Origin of the sequence: Amycolatopsis sp. CB00013 (assembly GCF_001905755.1) — a bacterium.
Classification (GTDB): domain Bacteria; phylum Actinomycetota; class Actinomycetes; order Mycobacteriales; family Pseudonocardiaceae; genus Amycolatopsis; species Amycolatopsis japonica.
Map to the genome: position 1 here is coordinate 407,885 of NZ_LIWC01000004.1, position 19,946 is coordinate 427,830.

General features: G+C 68.2%; 22 protein-coding genes. 12 read left to right on the forward strand and 10 right to left on the reverse strand.

Annotation, left to right across the window (positions count from 1 at the left end; genetic code table 11):
• Positions 1 to 35 precede the first annotated feature (35 nt).
• Genes AMK34_RS28610 through AMK34_RS28625 form a run of 4 tightly spaced genes read left to right on the forward strand, consistent with a single transcriptional unit; the run spans position 36 to position 4,120 of the window.
• Complete coding sequence (locus tag AMK34_RS28610; RefSeq protein WP_073847427.1) at positions 36 to 1,040, forward strand: zinc-dependent alcohol dehydrogenase family protein; 1,005 nt, start codon at positions 36 to 38, stop codon at positions 1,038 to 1,040.
• The gene (locus tag AMK34_RS28615) at positions 1,033 to 2,373 is read left to right on the forward strand and encodes an ABC transporter substrate-binding protein (protein WP_073847428.1); all 1,341 of its coding nucleotides are present in this window, start codon (positions 1,033 to 1,035) and stop codon (positions 2,371 to 2,373) included. Before AMK34_RS28610 ends, AMK34_RS28615 begins: the two co-directional genes overlap by 8 nt.
• Positions 2,373 to 3,308, forward strand: coding sequence for a carbohydrate ABC transporter permease (locus tag AMK34_RS28620; RefSeq protein ID WP_073847429.1), 936 nt, complete (start codon positions 2,373 to 2,375; stop codon positions 3,306 to 3,308). The genes AMK34_RS28615 and AMK34_RS28620 overlap by 1 nt, the downstream gene beginning before the upstream one ends.
• Entirely contained in the window at positions 3,305 to 4,120 is an 816-nt protein-coding gene (locus tag AMK34_RS28625; protein ID WP_073847430.1) for a carbohydrate ABC transporter permease, read from the forward strand. Before AMK34_RS28620 ends, AMK34_RS28625 begins: the two co-directional genes overlap by 4 nt.
• A gap of 72 nt (positions 4,121 to 4,192) precedes the next feature.
• Here AMK34_RS28625 and AMK34_RS28630 read toward each other — a convergent pair whose 3' ends face one another.
• Positions 4,193 to 4,387 carry a ferredoxin gene (locus tag AMK34_RS28630; RefSeq protein WP_037332400.1) on the reverse strand — a complete coding sequence of 65 codons (195 nt, stop codon included), beginning with the start codon at positions 4,385 to 4,387 and terminating at the stop codon, positions 4,193 to 4,195.
• An 8-nt stretch (positions 4,388 to 4,395) separates the two neighbouring features.
• Complete coding sequence (locus AMK34_RS28635; RefSeq protein ID WP_038519390.1) at positions 4,396 to 5,610, reverse strand: cytochrome P450; 1,215 nt, start codon at positions 5,608 to 5,610, stop codon at positions 4,396 to 4,398.
• Between the two features lie 216 nt (positions 5,611 to 5,826).
• Here AMK34_RS28635 and AMK34_RS28640 point away from each other — a divergent pair, with 216 nt between their 5' ends.
• Complete coding sequence (locus AMK34_RS28640) at positions 5,827 to 6,465, forward strand: TetR/AcrR family transcriptional regulator (protein ID WP_073847431.1); 639 nt, start codon at positions 5,827 to 5,829, stop codon at positions 6,463 to 6,465.
• Positions 6,466 to 6,580: 115 nt separating this feature from the next.
• Here AMK34_RS28640 and AMK34_RS28645 read toward each other — a convergent pair whose 3' ends face one another.
• Genes AMK34_RS28645 through AMK34_RS28665 form a run of 5 tightly spaced genes read right to left on the reverse strand, consistent with a single transcriptional unit; the run spans position 6,581 to position 11,664 of the window.
• Entirely contained in the window at positions 6,581 to 7,447 is an 867-nt protein-coding gene (locus AMK34_RS28645) for an aldehyde dehydrogenase family protein (protein ID WP_073847432.1), read from the reverse strand.
• The gene (locus tag AMK34_RS28650) at positions 7,440 to 8,873 is read right to left on the reverse strand and encodes an aldehyde dehydrogenase family protein (protein ID WP_073847433.1); all 1,434 of its coding nucleotides are present in this window, start codon (positions 8,871 to 8,873) and stop codon (positions 7,440 to 7,442) included. Before AMK34_RS28650 ends, AMK34_RS28645 begins: the two co-directional genes overlap by 8 nt.
• Before the next feature lie 3 nt (positions 8,874 to 8,876).
• Positions 8,877 to 9,851 (reverse strand): deoxyribose-phosphate aldolase, encoded by a 975-nt coding sequence (deoC, locus tag AMK34_RS28655; RefSeq protein ID WP_016331285.1) that lies wholly within the window; start codon positions 9,849 to 9,851, stop codon positions 8,877 to 8,879.
• Positions 9,852 to 9,870: 19 nt separating this feature from the next.
• A complete protein-coding gene (locus AMK34_RS28660) occupies positions 9,871 to 11,031 on the reverse strand; it encodes a serine hydrolase domain-containing protein (protein ID WP_073847434.1) in 1,161 nt (386 codons plus the stop codon).
• Positions 11,032 to 11,052: 21 nt separating this feature from the next.
• Positions 11,053 to 11,664: a DUF1707 SHOCT-like domain-containing protein gene (locus AMK34_RS28665; RefSeq protein WP_038524446.1), complete on the reverse strand. Its 612-nt coding sequence runs from the start codon at positions 11,662 to 11,664 to the stop codon at positions 11,053 to 11,055.
• 105 nt (positions 11,665 to 11,769) lie between these two features.
• Here AMK34_RS28665 and AMK34_RS28670 point away from each other — a divergent pair, with 105 nt between their 5' ends.
• The 4 genes from AMK34_RS28670 to AMK34_RS28685 all read left to right on the forward strand — a co-directional run bounded on the left by AMK34_RS28670 (position 11,770) and on the right by AMK34_RS28685 (position 14,806).
• Positions 11,770 to 12,213, forward strand: coding sequence for a protein-tyrosine phosphatase family protein (locus AMK34_RS28670; protein WP_073847435.1), 444 nt, complete (start codon positions 11,770 to 11,772; stop codon positions 12,211 to 12,213).
• A gap of 18 nt (positions 12,214 to 12,231) precedes the next feature.
• Entirely contained in the window at positions 12,232 to 12,855 is a 624-nt protein-coding gene (gene upp / locus AMK34_RS28675) for a uracil phosphoribosyltransferase (protein ID WP_037332384.1), read from the forward strand.
• An 80-nt stretch (positions 12,856 to 12,935) separates the two neighbouring features.
• Complete coding sequence (locus tag AMK34_RS28680) at positions 12,936 to 13,529, forward strand: RNA polymerase sigma factor (protein WP_051972682.1); 594 nt, start codon at positions 12,936 to 12,938, stop codon at positions 13,527 to 13,529.
• The gene (locus AMK34_RS28685; protein WP_073847436.1) at positions 13,526 to 14,806 is read left to right on the forward strand and encodes a hypothetical protein; all 1,281 of its coding nucleotides are present in this window, start codon (positions 13,526 to 13,528) and stop codon (positions 14,804 to 14,806) included. The genes AMK34_RS28680 and AMK34_RS28685 overlap by 4 nt, the downstream gene beginning before the upstream one ends.
• Positions 14,807 to 15,055: 249 nt before the next feature.
• On the opposite strand, the gene AMK34_RS28690 is transcribed toward AMK34_RS28685, so the two are convergent.
• Entirely contained in the window at positions 15,056 to 15,652 is a 597-nt protein-coding gene (locus tag AMK34_RS28690; protein WP_038519371.1) for a TetR/AcrR family transcriptional regulator, read from the reverse strand.
• Between the two features lie 84 nt (positions 15,653 to 15,736).
• On the opposite strand from AMK34_RS28690, the gene AMK34_RS28695 reads away from it, so the two are divergent.
• Genes AMK34_RS28695 through AMK34_RS28705 form a run of 3 tightly spaced genes read left to right on the forward strand, consistent with a single transcriptional unit; the run spans position 15,737 to position 18,145 of the window.
• Positions 15,737 to 16,138 (forward strand): MerR family transcriptional regulator, encoded by a 402-nt coding sequence (locus AMK34_RS28695; RefSeq protein WP_005165508.1) that lies wholly within the window; start codon positions 15,737 to 15,739, stop codon positions 16,136 to 16,138.
• Entirely contained in the window at positions 16,135 to 17,118 is a 984-nt protein-coding gene (locus AMK34_RS28700) for an aldo/keto reductase (protein WP_073847437.1), read from the forward strand. The genes AMK34_RS28695 and AMK34_RS28700 overlap by 4 nt, the downstream gene beginning before the upstream one ends.
• 25 nt (positions 17,119 to 17,143) lie before the next feature.
• On the forward strand, positions 17,144 to 18,145 hold the full coding sequence (locus tag AMK34_RS28705) for an aldo/keto reductase (RefSeq protein WP_073847438.1): 1,002 nt from the start codon (positions 17,144 to 17,146) through the stop codon (positions 18,143 to 18,145).
• 49 nt (positions 18,146 to 18,194) lie between these two features.
• Here AMK34_RS28705 and hisS read toward each other — a convergent pair whose 3' ends face one another.
• Both hisS and AMK34_RS28715 read right to left on the reverse strand, forming a co-directional pair.
• On the reverse strand, positions 18,195 to 19,481 hold the full coding sequence (gene hisS, locus AMK34_RS28710) for a histidine--tRNA ligase (RefSeq protein ID WP_073847439.1): 1,287 nt from the start codon (positions 19,479 to 19,481) through the stop codon (positions 18,195 to 18,197).
• Between the two features lie 36 nt (positions 19,482 to 19,517).
• The gene (locus AMK34_RS28715) at positions 19,518 to 19,907 is read right to left on the reverse strand and encodes a hypothetical protein (RefSeq protein ID WP_073847440.1); all 390 of its coding nucleotides are present in this window, start codon (positions 19,905 to 19,907) and stop codon (positions 19,518 to 19,520) included.
• Positions 19,908 to 19,946: the final 39 nt, after the last annotated feature.

The following is a 19,946-nucleotide window of genomic DNA, read 5'->3' on the forward strand; positions in this document are numbered from 1 at the left end:
CCCCGCTCATTTGAGCGGAGAGAAGAGGAGCTGGCATGCGTGCCGCGATCGTGGACAAGCCCGGGGAGATCAGGGTCGGCGAGGTACCCGACCCGAAACCGGGGGATCGCCAGGTCGTCGTCAAGGTGGGTGCCTGCGGGATCTGCGGGACCGACCTCCACATCGCCGACGGGCATTTCCCGCCGACGCCCTATCCGATCGTCCCCGGCCACGAATTCGCCGGCGAGATCGTCGAACTCGGCGCGGACGTGCCGGGTGGCTGGAAGATCGGCGACCGGGTGGCCGTCGACCCGTCGCTGTTCTGCGGCTACTGCAAACCTTGCCGGTCCGGCCGCGGCAACCTCTGCGAGAACTGGAACGCGACCGGCGACACCGTCGACGGCGCTTTCGCCGAGTACGTCGCCGTTCCCTCCGCGAACTGCTACCGCATGCCGGACACGATGACCTGGGAACAGGGCGCCCTCGTCGAACCGGTCTCCTGCGCGGTGCACGGCGTGCGCCGGATCGGGGTCGAGGCGGGGGAGCGGTTCCTCGTCGTCGGCGCGGGCACGATGGGGCTGATCATGCAGCAGTTGCTGCAGCGCGCGGGCGCCCACGTCACGGTGGTCGACCGCAACACCTCCCGCCTCGGCCGGGCCATGGACCTCGGCGCGGTCGCGGTCGCGGGTGACGTGAAGGACCTCGACGACGAGAAGTTCGACGCCGCCGCCGACTGCACCGGCGCCGCACCCGCCATCGAAGCCGCTTTCGACTCGCTTCAGCGCGGAGGCCGTCTGCTGGTCTTCGGCGTCGCGCCCGCCGAAGCACGCGTCGCGCTTTCGCCGTTCCGGATCTACAACGACGAGATCACCGTCGTCGGCTCGATGGCCGTCATGAACAGCTTCGGTGCCGCGCTCGACCTGGTCGCCGACGGCGCCGTCGACACCGCCGCGCTGCTCACCGACACCCTTCCGCTGGAGCAGTACCCCGACGCTCTCGCCCTCATGCGCAGCGGCGCCGGCCTGAAGGTGCAGGTAATACCGGGAGGCGAAGGTGCGTAAAGCAGCCGCTCTGCTCTCGGTACTCCTGCTGACCCTCACCGGGTGCGCCGGTGCGGGGGCGCTCGGGACCGGTGACCGGACGCTCGTCGTCGCGATCGTCGCGAACCCGCAGATGAAGGACGCCATCGAGCTTTCCGGCGAGTTCGAGAAGGCGAATCCCGGCGTCAGCCTCAAATTCGTGTCGCTGCCGGAGAACCAGGCACGCGCGAAGATCACCGCGTCGACGGCCACCGAGGGCGGCGAATTCGACGTCGTCATGATCAGCAACTACGAGGCGCCGCAATGGGCCGCGAACGGCTGGCTCGAAGACCTCGGCCCGCATATCGCGGCGAATCCGTCCTACGACGCGGACGACTTCATCCCGAGTATCAAGGAATCCTTGTCGCACAACGGGTCCATGTACGCGGTGCCGTTCTACGGCGAATCGTCGTTCCTGGCCTACCGGAAGGATCTGTTCGAACAGGCCGGGATCACCATGCCCGCCAAGCCGACGTGGACCCAGATCGCCGAGTACGCCGCGAAACTCGACGACAAGGCCAAGGGCATCGCCGGGATCTGCTTGCGCGGCAAACCCGGCTGGGGTGAGAGCCTCGCGCCGTTCACCACGGTCGCGAACACCTTCGGCGCGCAATGGTTCGACAAGAACTGGAACGCGAAGCTGACCAGCCCCGAGTTCAAGGCGGCCGCCGAGTTCTACGTGAACCTCGTGCGGAACCACGGCGAGGTCGGCGCGTCGAGCGCGGGCTTCTCCGAATGCGGCACGCGGTACACCCAAGGCCAGGCCGCGATGTGGTACGACGCCACGGTCATGGCGGGCACGAACGAGGACCCGTCGGCCAGCAAGGTCGTCGGGAAGTCCGGCTACGCCCCGGCGCCGGTGGAGAAGACGCAGGCGAGCGGCTGGCTCTACACCTGGGCTTTGGCGATCCCCAAGGTCGCCAAGGACAAGGACGCCGCCTTCAAGTTCATGGCCTGGATGACCGACAAGGCCTACGTGCAGCGGGTCGCGAAGGAGTTCGGCGACTGGAACCGTGTCCCGCCGGGCGTGCGGAAATCGACTTACGACATCCCGCAGTACCGCGAGGCCGCCAAGGCCTACGCGCAGCCGACTCTGGACGGTATCGCGGACGCCGACCAGCGCAAGGCGATGGCGAATCCGGTGCCCTACCCCGGGATCCAGTTCGTCGGCATCCCCGAGTTCCAGGATCTCGGCACGCGGGTGAGCCAGCAGCTTTCGGCGGCGATCGCGGGCCAGATCACCGTGGACGAAGCGCTCGAGCAGTCGCAGGAGTACGCGCAGACCGTCGGCAAGTCGTATCAGGAGGTGCAGTGATGGCCACGATCTCCGCTCCTGCTCGCCCAGAGCCCGCCCATGCGAAGAAGGCGCCTCCGAAACGCGGCACCGATACGCCATTCAAACGACGGCTGCCGCTCCTGCCGGCGCTGCTGTTCGTCGTCGCCGTGACTCAGTTGCCGTTCGTGCTGACGGTGTTCTATTCGTTCCAGTCGTGGAACCTGGTGCGGCCGGGTTCGCGGCATTTCGTGGGGCTGCAGAACTACATCGACGTCTTCGCCGACTCGACGTTCCTCGGGGCGTTGCTGAACACCGTCGTGCTCACGGTCGTCTGCGTGTTCTTCTCGCTGCTGCTCGGCCTGGGGCTGGCGATCCTGCTGGACCGCAAGTTCCTCGGCCGCGGTGTGGTCCGGACCCTGCTGATCACGCCGTTCCTCATCCTGCCCGCGGCGGGCGCGCTGCTGTGGAAGACGACGATGTTCGACCCGACGTACGGGTTGCTGCACTTCGTTTTCGGCACCGACGTCGACTGGCTGTCGGAATTCCCGCTGGCCGCCGTCATGGCGCAGGTCGTCTGGCAGTGGACGCCGTTCATGATGCTGCTGATCCTGGCCGGGCTGCAGAGCCAGCCGAAGGACGTGCTGGAGGCCGCGTCGGTCGACGGCGCCGGCCGCTGGCGGACGTTCACCGCGATCACGCTGCCGCATCTGAGCCGGTTCCTGCAGCTGGCGACGTTGCTGGGCGCGATCTACATCGTGAACAGCTTCGACGCGATCTTCCTGATGACACAAGGCGGCCCGGGGACGGCCAGCACGAACCTGCCGTTCTACATCTATCAGCGGGCGTTCCAAGGATTCGACATCGGGCAGTCGTCCGCGATGGGCGTGATCGTCGTGATCCTGACGATGATCGTCGCGACCTTCGCGCTGCGGCTGATGTTCCGCACGTTCTCGGTACAGGGAGGCGCGAAATGAAAAGCCGTTTCGGCCCCGGCGCGCTGACGGTCGCGACCTGGGTGATCGCGATCCTGTTCGTGTTCCCGCTGCTGTGGATGATCCTCACGGCCTTCAAACAGGAGGCCGACGCCTACACCGATCCGCCTCGGCTGCTCTTCACCCCGACCCTCGACCAGTTCGCGGGCGTGCTCGAACGCGGCTTCCTGCCGTACCTGTCGAACTCGGCGTTCGTGACCGTCGTTTCGACGCTTTTCGTGCTGCTGCTGGGAATCCCGGCGGCGTACGCGCTGTCGCTGGCGCCTGTGAAGGGGACGAGCAACGCGCTCGGCTTCTTCCTGTCGACGAAGATGCTGCCGATCGTGGCGGCGATCATCCCGCTTTACGTGATCTCGCAGAACACCCGGCTGCTGGACAACGTGTGGGCGCTGATCATCCTGTACACCTCGATGAACCTGCCGCTGGCCATCTGGATGATGCGGTCGTTCTTCCTGGAGGTGCCGCACGAGATGATCGAGGCGGGCCGGATCGACGGGGCGACGCTGCCGATCCTGCTGCGGAAGATCATCATGCCGGTGGTCGCGCCCGGGGTGGCCGCGACCGCGCTGATCTGCGTGATCTTCTCGTGGACCGAGTTCTTCTACTCGGTCAACCTCACCGCCGCGCGGGCCGGGACGGTGCCGGTGTTCCTGGTCGGCTTCATCACCAGCGAAGGCCTGTACTGGGCGCAGCTTTCCGCCGCCGCTCTGCTCGCGTCGCTGCCGGTGATGATCGTCGGCTGGATCGCGCAGAACCACCTGGTGCGCGGCCTTTCGATGGGCGCGGTCAAGTAGGACTGTCGGTACAGGTGGTCGTGAGTGGCGTTTCGGGTTAGAACCCGAAACGCCACTCACGACCCCCACGCCTCACGCGAGCGACAAGGCCTGCCCCGGACAGATGTGCACGGCGGTGCGCGCGTTCTCCTCCGCCTCTTCGCCCTCGGGCTCGGCGTTCAGCAGAAGGACCGTCCCGTCGTCCTCGTTCTGGTCGAACAGATCGGGATCGGTGAGCACGCACTGGCCCGCTCCGACGCATTTCCCGGTGTCCGCGATGATCTTCATGGCTCCTCCTACCAGGTGACCGGCAGGGCGTGGAGGCCGTAGATCGTCGAATCGTGCTTGAACGGCAGTTCGTCGACCGGTACGGCGATCCGGATGCCCGGCACTCGCCGGAACAACGTATCGAACACGATCTGGAGTTCCAACCTCGCCAAGTTCTGCCCGAGGCATTGGTGCACACCGAATCCGAAGGCGACGTGATGCCGCGCGCCGCGCTCGATGTCGAAGGTGTCCGGGTTCTCGAAGCCGGCCGGATCGTGGTTGCCCGCGTTGCTCAGGCCGATGACGCCTTCACCCGCGCGGATGAGCGTGCCGCCGATCTCGACGTCCGCGGTGGCGAAGCGCGAGGTCGCCGACTCGGCGATCGTGAACACCCGCAGGAGTTCTTCGATCGCGGCGAGGGTCTTGTCCGGATCCGCCTTGATCTTCGCCAGCTGATCCGGGTTCTCCAGCAGGGTCACCGTGCCGAGCGAGATCATGTTCGCGGTGGTCTCGTGTCCGGCGATGAGCAGCAGGAACGCCAGACCGACGAGTTCGCCGTGGTCGGCTTCGCCCGATTCACGCTGCTTCAGGATCTGACGGCCGAGGAGATCGTCCTCGGTGGCGTTCGCTTCCTTCTTGGTGACGAGGTCGTCGAGATAGTTCCGGAGGCCCTCGAACGCCGTCTGCCGCTCTTCGGGGCTGACCTCCCGGTTGAGCATGCGGGAACTGCACGACTGGAAGAAATCGTGGTCCGCATAGGGAACGCCGAGCAGTTCGCAGATCACCAGCGACGGAACCGGCAGGGAAAGCGCCTGGACCAGGTCGGCGGGTTTGGGTCCGGCGAGCAGGGCGTCGATATGCTCGTCGACGATCTGCTGGATCCGCGGCTGCAACGCCTTCATGCGTTTGACCGTGAATTCGCCGACGACGTCGCGCCGGGCCTGGCTGTGCTCCGGCGGATCCATTCCGATGAGGGACGGGCGGAACGAGTCGTCCTCCGAGCGGACCGGGCGCGCCACCAGCAGCGGGAACGACGGATTACGCCGGTCGGAGCTGAAATGCGGGCTGCTCAGCATTTCGCGGATGTCTTCGAGCCGGGTGAGTGCCCACGCCGTTTGCCCGGACGGGAGACCGACCCGGGAAATCGGACTTTCCTCGCGAAGCGTCTCGTATTCGGGAGGTGGCGAAAACGGGCATTTACGCGCCAGCGGCAAGGTCGCGGTGGTTTCCTCGACGTCGGTCATCGGGTTGTCCTTCCCCAGAATGTCGGGTGGGTTCGGGCGATATCGGACAGCGAGCCCCAAAACGTATGCGGATGGTTTCATTCCGCTTATGCACCCAAGGTACTCAAGTGGAGACAGGTCGTCCACTCGCGAAGGGGTGGTTTCGCGGGAGGCGTGAAGGGCACGCCCTTACGTGCGAGAATCACGGCCCTGAAGGACCTTCGAGAGGCGAGGACCATGACAGCCGACCCCGAGACCCGCTTGCGTGCCGACGCGCGCCGGAACCGGGATCAGATCCTGGCCGCCGCGAGAGTCATCTTCGCCGCCCAGGGCGCCGAGGTCCCGATGGAGGAGATCGCGCGCTCGGCCGGCGTCGGAGTCGGCACCCTTTACCGGCGCTTCCCGGATCGGGACGCGCTGATCCGGGCGGTCGCCGTCGACAACTTCGACCGGGTTCTCAGGGACGCGAAGGCCGCGAAGGACCAGGAGTCCTCGGACTGGGAAGCGCTGATCCGGCTCCTGCACCAGTCGATGGAACTACAGCTGAGCATTCAGCTCGCGATGGTCTCGCCGCGGGCGCTGGTGATCCTGAAGAGCGACCCCGCGATCAAGGCCCTGCGTGACGAGTTGCTCCTGGTCATGGACTCGTTCGTCCAGGGCGCGCAGGCGGAGGGCAGGCTCCGGACGGACGTCGCCACCGGTGACGTCGCGATCCTGTTCGCGACGCTGCTGCGGCAGATGCCCGGCAAGGGCGAGGAGGTCGCGCGGATGGCGACGAGGCGGTGCATCGGGATCATGATCGACGGGTTGCGGGCCGTGGGCTCGAACGAGCCGCTGCCGGGCCGGGTGCTGACCGGGGCCGATCTCGATCCGTGAGCCCGTGAGGTCCCGGATGTCAGGAAAGGGTCGTTCAGGACATAAAACGTCCTGAACGACCCTTTCCTGACATTTGCCCCGCGGTCAGCTGTCCAAGTGCGGAAAACGGGCCGGCTCAGACACCCAGCGGGTGCCAGACGGTCTTCGCCTCCAGGTATCGCCGCAGTCGCGCGATGTCGGCGTCGGCGGTCCAGTCCGGCTCGGTGTCCGGGATGGTCAGGACCCGCTTCACGGTGCCAGCGGCCTCACGAGCCAGATCCGCCCGCGCGGACGGCTCCGCGCCGGTCGGGTCGAGGGCGTTGACGTCGCCGTGCGACGCCAGCCACGAGCCCAGCTCCGACGCGCGGCCGGTCAGGATGTTCGCGACGCCGCCGGGCAGGTCGGACGTCGCCAGGACCTCCGAAAGCGTGATCGCGGGCAGCGGCCGGTCCGCGCTGGAGACGACCACCGCGGTCGAGCCGGTCGCCAGCACCGGGGCCAGCACGCTCACCAGACCCAGCAGCGACGACTGCTGCGGCGCGAGCACGCCCACGACACCGGTCGGTTCCGGCACGGTGAAGGAGAAGTACGGGCCCGCGACCGGGTTGGCCGCGCCGAGCACGGTCGCGATCTTGTCCGTCCAGCCCGCGTACCAGACCCATCGGTCGATCGAGGCGTCCACAATGGACTGAGCCTTCTTCGCCGCGACGCCTTCGGACGCGGACACCTCCGCGACGAACTGTTCGCGGCGGCCTTCCAGCATCTCCGCCACTCGGTACAGCACCTGGCCGCGGTTGTAGGCGGTCGCCGCCGACCAGCCGCCGAAAGCCTTGCGGGCGGCCGAAACCGCGTCACGGACGTCCTTGCGCGACGCGTGCGAGGCGTTCGCCAGGAACTTGCCCTTGGTGTCGGTGACCGGGTACACCCGGCCCGACTCCGAACGCGGGAACTTGCCGCCGATGTAGAGCTTGTAGGTCTTCGCCACCGAAATACGGTCAGACATCGAGGTAGGCCTCCAGTCCGGTGCGTCCGCCTTCGCGGCCGAAACCCGACTCCTGGTAGCCGCCGAACGGCGCGGCGGGATCGAAGCGGTTGAACGTGTTGGCCCAGACGACGCCGGCGCGGAGCTGGTTCGCCATCCAGAGAATGCGCGAGCCCTTTTCGGTCCAGATTCCGGCGGAGAGCCCGTACGGCGTGTTGTTCGCCTTGGTGACGGCCTCGTCCGGCGTGCGGAAGGTCAGCACCGAGAGCACCGGCCCGAAGATCTCCTCGCGGGCGATGCGCATCGACTGCTGGACGTCGGAGAACACCGTGGGAGCGAAGAAGAAACCGCGTTCCGGCACCGGGCACGGGCTCGTCCAGCGCTGCGCGCCCTCGGCGTCGCCGGACTCCACGAGCCCCTTGATCTTCGCGAGCTGCTCGGCGGAGTTGATCGCGCCGATGTCGGTGTTCTTGTCCAGCGGGTCGCCCAGCCGCAGCGTCGAAACGCGGTGGCGCAGCTTTTCGAGGACCTCCTCGGCGACGGATTCCTGCACCAGCAGGCGCGAACCCGCGCAGCAGACGTGGCCCTGGTTGAAGAAGATCCCGTTGACGATCCCCTCGACGGCCTGGTCCAGCGGAGCGTCATCGAAGACGACGTTCGCCGCCTTGCCGCCCAGCTCCAGCGTCAGGTTCTTCGCGGTACCCGCGATCTGGCGCTGGATGGCCTTGCCGACCTCGGTCGATCCGGTGAAGGCGACCTTGTTCACGTCGCCGTGGCCGACCAGCGCGGCGCCGATGTCCCCGGCGCCGGGCAGGATGTTGACCACGCCGGGCGGGAGTTCGGCCTGCTGACAGATCTCCGCGAACACGAGCGCGGTCAGCGGCGTGGTCTCCGCGGGCTTGAGCACCACGGTGTTGCCGGTGGCCAGCGCGGGCGCGATCTTCCACGCCAGCATCAGCAGCGGGAAGTTCCACGGGATGACCTGGCCCGCGACGCCGAGCGGCTTCGGGTTCGGGCCGTAGCCCGCGTAATCGAGCTTGTCGGCCCAACCCGCGTGGTAGAAGAAGTGCGCGGCGGCCGTCGGCACGTCGGAATCACGCGATTCCTTGATCGGCTTGCCGTTGTCGAGGCTTTCCAGCACGGCCAGCTCCCGCGACCGTTCCTGGATCAGGCGCGCGATGCGGAACAGGTACTTGGCGCGCTCGGAGCCCGGCATTTTCGACCAGACATTGTTGTACGCCTTGCGCGCGGCCTTCACCGCGGTGTCCACATCGGACACCGACGCGGTGTCGACCTCAGCGAGCACCTCTTCGGTGGCCGGGTTGATCGTCTTGAGCGGCTCGCCCGAGCCGTCGACGAATTCGCCGTTCACGAACGGCCGGTAATGCGACTTGAGGTTCGCGAGGTCGCGCGATTCGGGCGCGGGCGCGTACTCGAAGATGCCCATGGATCAGTCCACCGTCACGTAGTCGGGACCGCTGTAGTGGCCGTCGGCCTGGGTGCGGCGCTGCAGCAGGAGGTCGTTGAGCAGGCTGGACGCCCCGAACCGGAAGAGGTCCGGGTTCAGCCACTGCTCGCCGGCGACCTCGTGCACCGCGACCAGGTACTTGATCGCGTCCTTGGTCGTCCGGATGCCACCGGCCGGTTTGACGCCGCGCAGTTCACCGGTCTGGACGAACCAGTCGCGGACGGCCTGCAGCATCACGTGGGTGACCGGCAGCGTCGCGGCGGGCGAAACCTTGCCGGTGGAGGTCTTGATGAAGTCGCCGCCCGCCAGCAGCGCGAGCCAGGACGCGCGGCGGACGTTGTCGTAGGTGGCCAACTCACCGGTTTCGAGGATGACCTTGAGGTGAGCGCTGCCACAGGCGGCCTTGATCGCCTGGATCTCCTCGAAGACCTCCAGGTAACGGCCTTCCAGGAACGCGCCTCGATCGATCACCATGTCGATCTCGGCGGCGCCGGCGTCCACGGCGATCTTGGTGTCGGCCAGCTTGATCTCGCGGCTCGTGCGGCCGGCCGGGAAGCCGGTGGCCACACTCGCGACGTGGATGCCGGTGCCGCGAAGCGCCTCGACAGCCGTCTCGACCATGTCCGGGTACACGCAGACGGCCGCGACCTGCGGGGTGTCCGGGCGTTCCGGGTCCGGCCGCTTGGCCTTGGCCGCGAGCGCGCGGACCTTGCCCTGGGTGTCGGCGCCTTCGAGGGTCGTCAGGTCGACCATCGAGATGGCGGTGTCGATCGCCCAGAGCTTGGCGGCCTTCTTGATGCTGCGCGTGCCGAGTCCCGCCGCCCGCTGCTCGACGCCGACCTGGTCGACACCAGGCAGCCCGTGCAGGAACCGGCGCAGGCTCGCCTCGTCGCGAGTCGCGTCCGCCAGCGGCGACGGGGTGGCCGTCGCCGCTGACGAGCTGGTCGTAGCTGTCATACGGGTGAGTGTAAGCGGCCTACAAGCTGGGCACCGGGGCCTGGGCGACGGCCCTGGTCGAGGGCGCCACCGGGGTGCAGAACTCGCTGACCATGGGCAGCTGGCGCTTGAGCGCGGCGTCCGGCGACACGGTGAGGTCGACGGTGGCCAGCGTGGAGATGTCCTTGCCGGAGTCGTCGTGGAAGCTGAGGGTGTTGAAGCCCGGCAGATCGCCGCCGTGACCCCAGACGACGTGGTCGTCCGCACAGGCGCCCGCGGTCTTGAGGTTCAGCTTCATCAGGCCGAGGCCGTACTCCATACCGCCCGCCGGGACCGTCGTCTTCATCTGCTTCAGCAGGTCCGCGGGCAGCAGGCGGCCGCCGAACAGCGCCTCGAAGAAGCGGTTGAGGTCCTTGCCCGAAGACACCATGCCGCCCGCGCCGAAGTAGCGCGAGTAGTTGTAGGTGGTGACGTCGGTGAGGCCGCGCGGCGCGTCGTACAGCTGCTCGTAGCCGCGGGCGGCCGGGCGGATCAGGAACGGGAAGTCGCGGGGCAGCGAGGTGTCGCGCAGGTGCAGCGGCCCGGTGATCCGTTCGGCGAGCGCGCGTTCCAGCGGCTTGCGCGTGGTCTTCTCGACCAGCAGGCCGAGGACGTTGTAGCCGGTGTTCGAGTACGCCCAGCTCGTCCCGGGTTTGAACTGCAGCGGCTGCTTCGTGACGCTCAGGCGGATCTGGTCGTCGCTGTCGAAGTGCTCGAAGCGTTCGGTGTCGACCTCCGGACCGGAGGCCCAGGTGTCCTCGGGGGCCAGGTCGCGCGGGAGGCCGCTGGTGTGCTGCAGCAGCTGGCGGACGGTGATCGGCTCCGGATACGGCAGCAATCCGGGCAGAGAGCGCTGGACGGGCTCGTCGAGCCCGACACGCTTCTCCGCCACGAGCTGCAGGACCAGTGTCGCGACGAACACCTTGGACACACTCGCGATCCGCCAGCGGCCCGACGCGTCGGGCTTGCCGGGACGCTCGATGTCCGCGACGCCGCTGACACCGCGGAAATCGTCGGCGACGGCGACCATGCCGGGGATGCCCGCTGCGACCGCCGCGTCCATCGCGGTCTGGCGCGGATCGGTCTTCCCGGCTGCCGCTGCCGGAAAGGCGGTGACGGAAAGCATTGCGGCACAAGCGATCGCGACGAAACTTCGACGCATCGGATATCCCCCAGGTTGTGTTCAGCCTTCGATTTCAGGTACGTCCTTCTTGCGTGGCTTCCGCTTGACGACGACCCCACCCCAGAATGCCAGGCCGGTGATCTTCACGGTGGGCGCCGTCGGCGGCGCCGCGGGCGTCCCGGCACGGTCTTCCAGCTCGAACGCGCCCATGAAGCCGATTCCGGTGACGTCCACGTTGATGTCGTCGGGCACGATGATGTCGATCCCGCCCATGATCGCGACCGCGGTGATCGTCGAATGCTTCTCGGCGAACCGCGCGTGCCGCAGGTCGAGTTCGGCGCCGCCCCAGAACGCGAAACTGTTGTGCTGCGGCGGGACGACCCAGCTGCCCTTGCGCGACGCGCCGGACATGACGGCGATCGACGCGCCGGAGCCGGGATGCCCGCCGATGCGGTCGTCGGGCAGGCCGAGCGCGCGCGACGTCGCCGGCTCGATCGCCGACCGTGACTGCTGCGGCAGATCCGCGGTGACCGGCTTGAGGTCGCCGACGGTCTTGGCCGCGTACACGGTGGTGAGCCGCTCTTCCAGCTCGTTGATGGTGATGCGCCCTTCGGACATCGCCGCGTGCAGCACCTGCGCGACCTGCTCGCGATCGGCGTCGGAGATGCGCATCTGTTCGGGGCCCGGCAGGGCCGGTTCTTCACTCACGCGGAGGAGCCTAGCGCCGACGGGAGGGCCGAGCGTCCATCTTATGGTCGACAGTGGCATCCTCCCGAGATGGGGAACTCACTACCCGGCGCCGTCGAGCTGCCGGACGGGATCAAGGTGCGCGGACGGGGCCTGGGGCGTCCCTGGCCGGACGGGCCCTCGCCGGATTTCGGACTGTATTTGGGCGGCGCGAAGCTGCGCCGGAAACACGATCACAAAATGGACTGGGACCGGGCGTGGATCCGCTGGCCCGACTTCCTGCTGCCGACGGACTGGGCGGACGCGCGGCGGCGCATCGTCGACCTGCACGAGCGGGCGGCGAGGGGTGAAGGGGTCGAGGTCGCCTGTTACGGCGGAGTCGGGCGGACCGGCACGGTGCTGTCCTGCCTCGCCACCCTTTCCGGGCTGAGCGCCGACGAAGCCGTGGCCTGGGCGCGAGCCAACCACGACAAGCGTTCGGTGGAGACGCCCTGGCAGCGCCGCTGGGTCGGCTGGTTCGCGCGGCAGGCGTGAACGGCTAAATTGACCGGCATGGATGTGCACGTCGTTGATCACCCGCTGGCCAAGGCCAGGCTCTCCACCATGCGCGACGCGCGCACCGACAGCGCCGCCTTCCGCGCGGCGCTGCACGAACTGACCGTCATGCTGGTCTACGAAGCCACGCGCGACATGCCGGTGCGGATCGAGCGGATCCACACGCCGGTGGCGCGCACCGACGGCTACGCGCTGGCGAGCCCGCCGCTGCTCGTGCCGGTGCTGCGCGCCGGGCTCGGGATGGCGGATCAGGCGCACAAGCTGATCCCCGACGCCCAGATGGGTTTCGTCGGCCTCGCCCGCGACGAGGAGACCCTCAAGCCGACGCCGTACCTCGAATCGCTGCCCGAATCGCTCGCCGACCGGCCGGTGATGGTGCTCGACCCGATGCTGGCGACCGGCGGGTCGATGGAGTACACGATCCGGCTGCTCACCGACCGCGGCGCCACCGACGTCACGGCGATCTGCGCGCTGGCGGCGCCCGAGGGCATCGAGCATCTGGAGAAGACCGGGCTGCCGCTGCGGGTGGTGACCGCGAGCATCGACGAGCGGCTGAACGATTCCGGGTTCATCGTGCCGGGGCTCGGGGACGCGGGGGACCGGCAGTACGGAGCCGTCTGACCCCGGATCGCGTTTAGCGGGCTAAACGCGATCCGCAACATCTCCGCCGTTGCCGGTCACTGACAGATGTGACCAGAACAGTGACCGGAACGGTGGGGGTGCCGGTGGACTCACGCGAACCTCCTTCCGACAGGAGCGACACGGAGCTGTGGCGGACGGCCGCGGGCGGTGATCACGGCGCGTTCACCGAGCTGTTCGAACGGCATGTCCAGTCGGTGTGGAACCACGCCTACCGGCTGACGGGGTCATGGGCGTCGGCCGAAGACCTGACGTCGGCGGCCTTCCTCACCGCCTGGCGGCGCAGGGCGGACATCACGCTCGTCCGCGACAGCGCGCTGCCCTGGCTGTACACCGTCGTGGGCAACCTCGCGCGCACCGAACACCGCGGTGCCGGGCGGCGGCTGCGGCTCGTCCGGCGGCTGCCGGAACCGCGGTCGGTGTCCGACCACGCCGACACCGTCGTCGATCAGCTCGACGGCGAGGACCGTCTCCGGCACGTGCTCGCCTTGGTCGCGAAACTGCCGAAGTCGCAACGACAAGCCGTCGAACTCTGCCTGCTCGGCGATCTCTCCGTGCCGGACGCCGCCGAACTGCTCGGCGTCGCCGAGGTGACCGTTCGCGCCCACATCTCGCGGGCCCGCGCCCAGCTGCGGGCCGCCCTGGAGGAGAAATGACCGACGACCTCGGCCTGCCGGGCAGGCGTGAACTTCCTCCGGAAGTGCTGGACAACCTGCGGATGACGCTGCGGGAGGGAATGGGAAAACCCGCGCGGCGGCGATGGCCGATCGTCGCCGCGGCCGCCGCCGTCGTCCTGGTGCTCGCGGGTGCGCTGGTCGCGACCGTGGTCATCCGGGAGCCGGACGGGCAGGGCCCCGTCGTCGCGAACCCTGACTTCTCCCTCGACTGGCCGAAGGCCGTGACGGCGATGGACCGGTGCTGGGCCGCGATCGAGAAGAAGGGCAGGGCGGCCGGCTTTCCGGCCCGTGACGAGTGGGTGCCGCAGTTCACCACCGCTCCCTCCTGGACGTCCATCACGGTCGTCGCGGTGCGCGCGGGCGACAAGGTCTTCTTCTGCGAAACCACGGCGATCACCGTGACGGTGTCCGACCCGGACGCCTCCCCGTCGTACTCGGCGGGGACCAAGGCGGCCGCGCTGCTGATGACCCGCGCCGGAACGGTCGCGGGGGTGGCCGACCCCGGCTGGGACAAGATGGAACTCTTCGGCCGGACCGCCGACACGACGGGCTCGACCGAGGTGCGCGTGTTCCGGCCTGGGAACCTGTTCGTGGAGATCTCGCAGTCCAAGCCTTCCTCGACGACGTACTCGGTCGGGCCGTACACCGGGGACTCGAACGACGCCGTCACCGACGCGCCACACGTCCTCCTGCCCGCGCCCGAGCCGGTCGTGACGGATATCGATCGCATCCCGCCGGTGGTGCCGATCCGGGACACGCCGGCGGGGGAGTTCTTCAAGACCTGTATCGCCGGAGCGTCGGAACCGTTGCCGGACGAGGACGTGTACGAGATCGGAACGCTGCTCGAAGGCAACGGCGTCAAGGTGGTGACCGCGCGGCTCGGCGACAGGGTCGTCGTCTGCCAAGGCGGGCTTGGCTACCGCGACGGAACGAGCGAGTACTACCGCGTCTTCGCCGACCTGGCGGCCGAGCGGCCACCGGTGCGCAAACTGTCGACCGAAACGCTCGGCGCCGCCGAACAGGGCGGGTCGGGCAACGCGCAGACCCCGTTCGTCGGGGTCGTCCCGCGGGCCGCGACCACGGTGAAGCTCGACTTCGGAGCGGGTAAGAAGGTCGACGCGACGGTCACCGAAGGGACCTTCGCGGTCTGGCGGCCGGAGCTTCCGGGAGCGATGGACCCGAACGCGCAGGTGGGCGTCGTCGTTCTCGATGCCGAGGGGAAGACGCTCCACGAAGGCAGCCTTCCGTTGTACTGAGTGCCCGCATCGCGTTTAGCCCGCTAAACGCGATGCGTTGCTTTGGGCTTGCTGGGCCTCCTTCCCTCGGCTCAGCCGAGGGAAGGAGGCCTTCACGCGCGTGGGCTGGAGGGCGCCGCAGGCAGATCGCGTTTAGCGGGCTAAACGCGATCCGGTACCGACCGTCGAGGTAGTGAAGGCCTCCTTCCCTACCCTGAAGGTAGGCAAGGAGGCCTTCACGGCATCCCGCGGCGGATCGCGTTTAGCGGGCTAAACGCGACGTAGCCAGCCCGAAGCGTTCGCCCGCAGCGCGGCCTCGTAAGCCGCGCTCACGGTGAACTCGTCGGGCAGGTTCCCGTTCAGCTCCAGCGACACGAGCCCGTGCACGATGCCCCAGCAGCTCACGGCGATGACCTCGGGCGGCACGTCGAGGAAGGCGCCGTCGGCGACGGCCTTGCGGATCGTCTCCTCGAGCGGCGCCATCGTGGCGCGCGCCTGGCCCGCCGTTTCATCCGCCGGCTCGAAACCCGGCACCGACTTCGTGAACATGATCGCGTAGAGATGCGGGTCGGCCAGCGCGCTTTCCCGGTACGCGACGCCCAGCCGCACCAGGTCCTCGACCGGGTCACCGCTCAGCGTGACCCCCGACATCCGCCGTCCGAACCGGCGGAAGCCCTCGGTGAAGAGCGCGCTGACGAGATCCGTCTTCCCACCGAAGAGCGAGTAGACCGCGGTGGTGGACGTGCCGACGTCGGCGGCCAGTTTGCGGAGGCTGAGCGCCTTCGGGCCGTCGGCCGAGATGAGCTCACCGGCGCGGTCCAGCAGTTTCAGCCGGAGGTTCTCGTCGTGCGTCCTGGGGCGGGGCATGATCCCAGCGTAACGCAACGCTGTTATCAATCGCTCGGATTCGGAGTTGACCTGGAGCGCACTCCAGGTCGTAGTGTCGTTCACATGAGCTACTCGATAGCGGAAGCCGCGCGACGTAGCGGACTGTCCATCGACACTCTCCGGTACTACGAGCGCATCAAACTCGTCGAGCCCCCGGCGCGGGACGCCGCGGGCCGGCGCGCCTACACCGACGACGACCTCGGATGGCTGGGGTTCCTGACCAAACTGCGCCTGACCGGCATGCCCATCAAGCGGATGCGGGAGTACGCCTCCCTGCGTCACCACGGGGCGGCGAGCGCGGGGCGGCGCAAGTCGATCCTCGTCGACCAGCGCACCTCCGTCGCCGAGAGGATCGCCGAGCTGCAGGCCTGCCTCGACATCCTCGACTACAAGATCGACCACTACGACCAGGTGGAGCGCAAGGTGCTCGGCACCGGAGCCACCGTGGAGGGAATTTCAGCGTGATCAGCACCAGGAGGCTCGGCGGTCTGGAAGTCGGGGCGCAGGGGCTCGGCTGCATGGGGATGAGCCAGGCCTACGGTGTCCGCGACGACGACACGGAGTCGATCGCCACCGTCCACCGCGCCCTCGAACTGGGTGTGACCCTGCTCGACACCGCGAACGTCTACGGCGCGGGAGCGAACGAGGAGCTGGTCGGCCGCGCGATCGCGGGCAAACGGGACCAGGTCGTGCTGGCGACCAAGTTCGGCATCGTCTGGGACAAAGACGGCGGGATGTCCGCTCGCGGCGACGCGGCGTACGTCAAGCAGAGCTGCGAAGAGTCCCTTCGCCGGTTGAACGTCGACCACATCGACCTCTACTACCAGCACCGCGTCGACCCGGACACGCCGGTCGAGGAGACCTGGGGCGCGCTCGCGGAGCTGGTTCAGGAAGGCAAGATCCGTTTCGCCGGGATCTCCGAGGCCAGCGCCGAGACCATCCGTCGCGCGCACGCCGTCCACCCGGTGACCGCGCTGCAGAGCGAGTGGTCGCTGTGGACGCGCGGCATCGAGGGGGAGATCCTCTCGACCGCGCGTGAGCTGGGCGTCGGCATCGTGCCGTTCTCGCCGCTCGGCCGCGGTTTCCTCACCGGCAGCGTGACGTCGGTGAAGGACCTTCCGGAGGACGACATGCGCCGCGGGCTGCCCCGGTTCGCCGAGGGCAACTTCGAGCGCAACATGGCCATCGTCGAGGCGCTGCGCGCGCTGGCCGAGCAGAAGGGCGTCACCGCCGGACAGCTCGCGCTCGCCTGGGTGCAGGCGCAGGGCGACGACGTCGTGCCGATCCCGGGTACCAAGCGCCGCAAGTACCTCGAAGAGAACACCGCCGCCGCGGAGCTGGAACTGTCCGAAGTGGACATCGAAGCCATCGAAAAGGCCGCGCCCCTCGAGGCGATCGCCGGTGAGCGTTACCCGGAGCGGCTCGCCCGCGCGGCCGGCAAATAACCCGAGAGAAGTGCGAGAAGAAATCATGACGGGTTCCACCCTGCCCACCCGCGGGCTCGGCACGCTGGAAGTCGGCGCGCAAGGGCTCGGCTGCATGGGCATGAGCGAGTTCTACGGCCAAGGTGACGACACCGAATCCATCGCGACGATCCACCGCGCGATCGAGCTGGGCGTCACTCTGATCGACACCGCCGACATGTACGGCTTCGGCCGCAACGAGGAACTGGTCGGCCGCGCCCTCGCGGGCAAGCGCGACCAAGTCGTGCTGGCGACCAAATTCGGCATCGTGCGCGATGAGGCGGATCCGTCGAAGCGCGGCATCCGCGGCGACGAATTCTATGTACGGCAACAGGTCGAGGCGTCGCTGCGCCGGCTGGACGTCGACCATATCGACCTCTACTACCAGCACCGCGTCGACCCGGAGGTGCCGATCGAGGAGACCGCGGGTGCGCTGTCCTCGCTGGTCGAGCAGGGGAAGATCCGGCACATCGGGTTGTCCGAGGCCGGTCCGGAGACGATCCGGCGGGCGCACGCCGTGCATCCGGTGACGGCCGTGCAGACGGAATGGTCGCTGTGGTCGCGCGACATCGAGAACGAGGTCGTCCCGGTCTGCCGCGAACTCGGCATCGGGCTGGTGCCGTATTCCCCGCTGGGCCGCGGTTTCCTCACCGGCCGCTTCAAGTCCAAAGAGGACTTCGCGGACGGTGACTTCCGTCAGACGACCCAGCCGCGGTTCGCCGAGGGCAACCTGGAGCGGAACCTGGCGATCGTCGAGGCGTTGCGCGCGCTGGCCGAGCAGAAGGGCGTCACCGCCGGTCAGCTCGCGCTCGCGTGGGTGCAGGCGCAGGGTGACGACGTCGTGCCGATCCCGGGTACGAAGCGTCGCAAGTATCTCGAAGAGAACGTCGCGTCCGTCGGCCTGAACCTGACCGCCGAGGACATCGCCGCGATCGAAGAGGCGGTCCCCGCCGACGCGGTCGCGGGGGAGCGCTACCCCGAAGCGGCCATGCGCCTGCTGTCCCGCTGAACACGAAAAAAGCCGGCGCTCCCGGAAAGGGCGCCGGCTTTTTCGTTTGTCAGAGCGAGGAGTTGACCGCGTCGACCACGCCGTCGAGGGCCACGGTCTGCTGTTCGCGGGTCGCGAGACCGCGCACCGTCACGTTCCCGGCGTCCCAGTCCTCCTGGCCCACGATCACCACGGCCCGCGCCCCGGCCTTGTCCGCCCGGGTGAGCTCCTTGCCCAGCTTGCGGAGCTCGACCGGCGTGGACGTGCGCAGACCGGCCTTCCGGAGCCGTCCGGCGACCTCGCGCGAGGCGTCGGTGAGCTCTTCGGTCACCGGGATCACGACGACGTCGACCTCGCTGCGCGGCTTCGGGGTGAGGCCGTGCGTGTCGAGGAAGTCGATCAGCGTGACGTCGCCCATGCCGAAGCCGATCCCGGGGATCTGCTGCGACGTGAACAACGACGCCAGGTCGCTGTACCGGCCGCCACCGAAGAGGGCACGACGGTTCTCCGGGGAGGTGTCGAAGACCTCGAACACGGTCGACGTGTAGTACGCGAGCCCGCGCACGATCATCGGATCGAACGTGATGAGGTCCGCGGCGCCGCTGTTCAGCACCTTGACCAGGTTCGAGTTCTCCTTGACCTGCTCCGGCAGCTCGTCGAGCAGGGCCGAGCCCGAGGACAGGATCTCGGTCAGCTTCTCGAACTGCTTGTCGGTCAACCCGATCTCGGTCGCGGTGTCGCTCAGCTTCGTGCGGTCCGACTTCTCCCAGCGGTCCACCAGGGTGAACACCTGCGGCAGCTGCTCCGCGGTCACGCCGACGATGTCGGTGAGCGCCGACGAGAGCAGGTTCCGGTCGTTGGCCCGCACCTGGAACATGTCCGGGGTCGCCCCGAGCGCGCTCATCATGTCGTGGACCAGCTCGAAGATCTCGATCTCGCAGTTCGCGCTGTCCGAACCGAAGATGTCCGCGTTGATCTGCCAGTGCTCGCGGACCCGCCCGCGCTGCGGCCGCTCGTAGCGGTGGCAGTTCGGGTGGCTGTACCAGCGCACCGGGAACTGCAGCGATTTGGCGTTGCCCGCGATCATCCTGGCGACCGACGGCGTCATCTCCGGGCGCAGCGCCAGCCGCTCGCCGCCCTTGGTGGTCAGCGTGTACAGCTGCTGGTCGGCGATCTCCTGTCCGGACTTCCGCTCGTAGATCTCGGCGGGTTCGAGGATCGGCCCGTCGTAGCGGAGGAAACCCCGCAGTTCGAGCACGTCGTAGAGATGGCCGAACACCTGCGTCCGGACGGACATCTCGGCGGGCAGGAAGTCGCGGGTCCCCTTGGCGGGGGCTGTCGGCAGGTATTCAGGCACGTCAACAAGCTTAACGAGCCGTTGCCAGTGGTTTTGTCAGGGGAAGGCCACGCCGTACGCGGTGGTCAGGATCGCCGCCCCGAGCAGCACCGCCCCGGCGCCGGTGACCCGCCCGCCGAGCTTGCCCTTGCCCGGTGCGAGGTGCAGGAAGAAGCCGCCGGACTGGGCGAGCACGCCGAACAGCAGCAGGAAGCAGACGATCCATCGCGCGGTGTCCGGGAGCCCGGTCTGCCCGAGGATCTGCAGCGCGACCAGCGCGAGGACCAGCAGGACGCCGGCGTGCGCGTGGCCGGCGCGGAACATCCCGCGCTGGTGTTCGGTCAGCTTCTTGTCGCGCAGGACACCCATCAGCGCGTAGCCGCCGTACATCACCGTCGGCAGCGAAACGAGGGCGATGACGGTGAAGAGTTTGATCGGTCCTTCCATGAGGCAACGATAACACTGTTTTAAAACGCTGTCACCAAA

Bases quoted from the DNA above. Each gene is read 5' to 3' on its own strand.
- deoC (WP_016331285.1), bottom strand. From the start codon at position 9,851: ATGACAGCTACGACCAGCTCGTCAGCGGCGACGGCCACCCCGTCGCCG.
- AMK34_RS28690 (WP_038519371.1), bottom strand. From the start codon at position 15,652: ATGCCCCGCCCCAGGACGCACGACGAGAACCTCCGGCTGAAACTGCTG.
- AMK34_RS28640 (WP_073847431.1), top strand. From the start codon at position 5,827: ATGACAGCCGACCCCGAGACCCGCTTGCGTGCCGACGCGCGCCGGAAC.
- AMK34_RS28630 (WP_037332400.1), bottom strand. From the start codon at position 4,387: ATGAAGATCATCGCGGACACCGGGAAATGCGTCGGAGCGGGCCAGTGC.
- AMK34_RS28660 (WP_073847434.1), bottom strand. From the start codon at position 11,031: ATGCGTCGAAGTTTCGTCGCGATCGCTTGTGCCGCAATGCTTTCCGTC.
- AMK34_RS28665 (WP_038524446.1), bottom strand. From the start codon at position 11,664: ATGCGCATCTCCGACGCCGATCGCGAGCAGGTCGCGCAGGTGCTGCAC.
- AMK34_RS28715 (WP_073847440.1), bottom strand. From the start codon at position 19,907: ATGGAAGGACCGATCAAACTCTTCACCGTCATCGCCCTCGTTTCGCTG.
- AMK34_RS28705 (WP_073847438.1), top strand. From the start codon at position 17,144: ATGACGGGTTCCACCCTGCCCACCCGCGGGCTCGGCACGCTGGAAGTC.
- AMK34_RS28635 (WP_038519390.1), bottom strand. From the start codon at position 5,610: ATGACCGACGTCGAGGAAACCACCGCGACCTTGCCGCTGGCGCGTAAA.
- AMK34_RS28685 (WP_073847436.1), top strand. From the start codon at position 13,526: ATGACCGACGACCTCGGCCTGCCGGGCAGGCGTGAACTTCCTCCGGAA.
- AMK34_RS28695 (WP_005165508.1), top strand. From the start codon at position 15,737: ATGAGCTACTCGATAGCGGAAGCCGCGCGACGTAGCGGACTGTCCATC.
- AMK34_RS28670 (WP_073847435.1), top strand. From the start codon at position 11,770: ATGGGGAACTCACTACCCGGCGCCGTCGAGCTGCCGGACGGGATCAAG.
- AMK34_RS28650 (WP_073847433.1), bottom strand. From the start codon at position 8,873: ATGGGCATCTTCGAGTACGCGCCCGCGCCCGAATCGCGCGACCTCGCG.
- AMK34_RS28620 (WP_073847429.1), top strand. From the start codon at position 2,373: ATGGCCACGATCTCCGCTCCTGCTCGCCCAGAGCCCGCCCATGCGAAG.
- AMK34_RS28625 (WP_073847430.1), top strand. From the start codon at position 3,305: ATGAAAAGCCGTTTCGGCCCCGGCGCGCTGACGGTCGCGACCTGGGTG.
- AMK34_RS28610 (WP_073847427.1), top strand. From the start codon at position 36: ATGCGTGCCGCGATCGTGGACAAGCCCGGGGAGATCAGGGTCGGCGAG.
- upp (WP_037332384.1), top strand. From the start codon at position 12,232: ATGGATGTGCACGTCGTTGATCACCCGCTGGCCAAGGCCAGGCTCTCC.
- AMK34_RS28645 (WP_073847432.1), bottom strand. From the start codon at position 7,447: ATGTCTGACCGTATTTCGGTGGCGAAGACCTACAAGCTCTACATCGGC.